Raw genomic sequence first — 2,091 nt, 5'->3', positions numbered from 1 at the left:
AAAAAAGAGAGAACAAATGTTCTCTCTTTTTATGCTATTCAATTCTGTTTTAAATCACACGAATTGATTAGTATTCTTCTCTTCTCTTGCGAGACAAAGCATAACCAGCAGTTGCTAATCCAGCAATCGCTGCAAGTGATAGGAATGGAAGATCCTCTGTACCAGTGTTTGGTAATTCTTTTTGAGGTTCATCATTTCTAAACTTGTTGATTGGGATAAGTTTGTCTTCAATTGGTTGAGGTTTCGGATCCGGTTGTGGTTGTGGTTTTGGAGCCGGTTGTGGTTGTGGTTTTGGAGCCGGTTGTGGTTGTGGTTTCGGATCTGGTTGTGGTTGTGGTTTTGGAGCCGGTTGTGGTTGTGGTTTTGGAGCCGGTTGTGGTTGTGGTTTTGGAGCTGGTTGTGGCTGTGGTTGTGGATCCGGTTGTGGTTGTGGTTTTGGATCCGGTTGTGGTTGTGGTTTTGGATCCGGCTGTGGTTGTGGTTTTGGATCCGGTTGTGGTTGTGGTTTTGGAGCTGGTTGTGGTTGTGGTTTTGGATCCTCTTTCTTAGGACATCCACAATCACGGATAAAGATACGATTTGTTTCTTTACCATCACCATCTTTGATGATAATCCAGTATCCAGATTGACCTTCCTTGTTCTTACCAGGTTCAGTAGTAATACTTGGTGTCTTACCATCCTTACCATCGCGAACGAAGGTACGGCTAGTGATGTTTCCATCACCATCTTCAGTGATTACCCAAACACCAGTATTTCCTTCTTTATCTTTACCAGGTTCAGTACGAACTTTTGGAGTTTTACCATCAATACCATCACGGATAAAGTTACGGCTAGTGATGTTACCTTCAGAATCACGTACAATTACCCAAACACCAGTATTTCCTTCTTTGTCTTTACCAGGTTCAGTAGTAACAGTTGGTGTCTTACCGTCCTTACCATCTTTACCGTCTTTACCATCCTTAACGAATGTACGACCAGTTTCTTTGCCATCACCATCATGTGTAATTACCCAAGTACCAGTATTACCATCTTTATCTTTGCCTGTCTCAGTTGTTACACGTGGAGTCTTACCATCCTTGATAATAGTTTGAACCTTCTGACCGTCAACGTTAATAACAGTTACAGTATGAGTTCCATCTTCGTTATCTTTAACAGTAATGCTTGGTGACTTACCATCTTTACCATCTTTGATGATTGTTTGAGTCTTAGTTCCATCTGGATTTTCAACAGTGATCGTATGTGTACCGTCACCATTTTCAGTAACAGTAACCTTCGCAGATTTACCATCTACTCCGTCTTTACCATCTTTACCATCTACTCCGTCTTTACCATCCTTAACGAATGTACGGCCTGTTTCATTTCCTTCTGGATCACGAGTAATTACCCAAGTACCATCGTTACCGTCAGTGTCTTTACCACGTTCAGTAGAAACTCGAGGTGATTTACCATCTCTGATAATTGTTTCTGTTGTTTGACCATCGACATTGACAACTTTAACTGTGTGTGTACCATCTTCGTTATCTTTAACAGTTACGCTTGGTGACTTACCATCTTTACCATCTTTGATGATAGTTTCAGTCTTAGTTCCGTCTGGATTTTCAACAGTGATTTTATGTGTACCATCTTCGTTATCTTTAACGGTTACAACTGGTGATTTACCATCTTTACCATCTTTACCGTCTTTACCGTCAACACCATCTCTAACGAATGTACGACCTGTTTCTGTACCAGCAGGATCATGTGTGATTACCCATGTACCAGTACGTCCTTCAGCGTCTTCACCACGTTCTGTTGTTACTGATGGGTTCTTACCGTCTTTAACGATAGTTTCACTTGTTTGACCATCTGGGTTCACAACTTTAACTGTATGAGTACCGTCACCATTGTCTTTAACAGTTACGCTTGGTGATTTACCATTTTCACCGTTTTTAACAATAGTTTGAGTAGTTACACCATTTGGATCAGTGATAGTGATTGTGTGTGTACCGTCACCATTGTCTTTAACTGATGCTTCAGGTGACTTACCATCTTTACCATCTTTAACGAATGTACGACCTGTTTCTTTACCAGCAGGATCATGTGTGATTACCC

At 41.1% G+C, this 2,091-nt stretch carries 1 protein-coding gene; it reads right to left on the bottom strand.

The features are described 5' to 3' along the window. Positions 1–67: 67 nt before the first annotated feature. A partial coding sequence (locus SINDD18_RS10945) for a collagen-flanked surface repeat-containing protein (protein ID WP_193750819.1) occupies positions 68–2,091 on the bottom strand: 2,024 nt, incomplete at its 5' end.

This window comes from Streptococcus infantis, from assembly GCF_001579645.1.
Lineage (GTDB): Bacteria > Bacillota > Bacilli > Lactobacillales > Streptococcaceae > Streptococcus > Streptococcus infantis_E.
The sequence above is the reverse complement of the archived record's forward strand: the minus strand, read 5'-3'. Positions and strand labels throughout refer to the sequence as shown.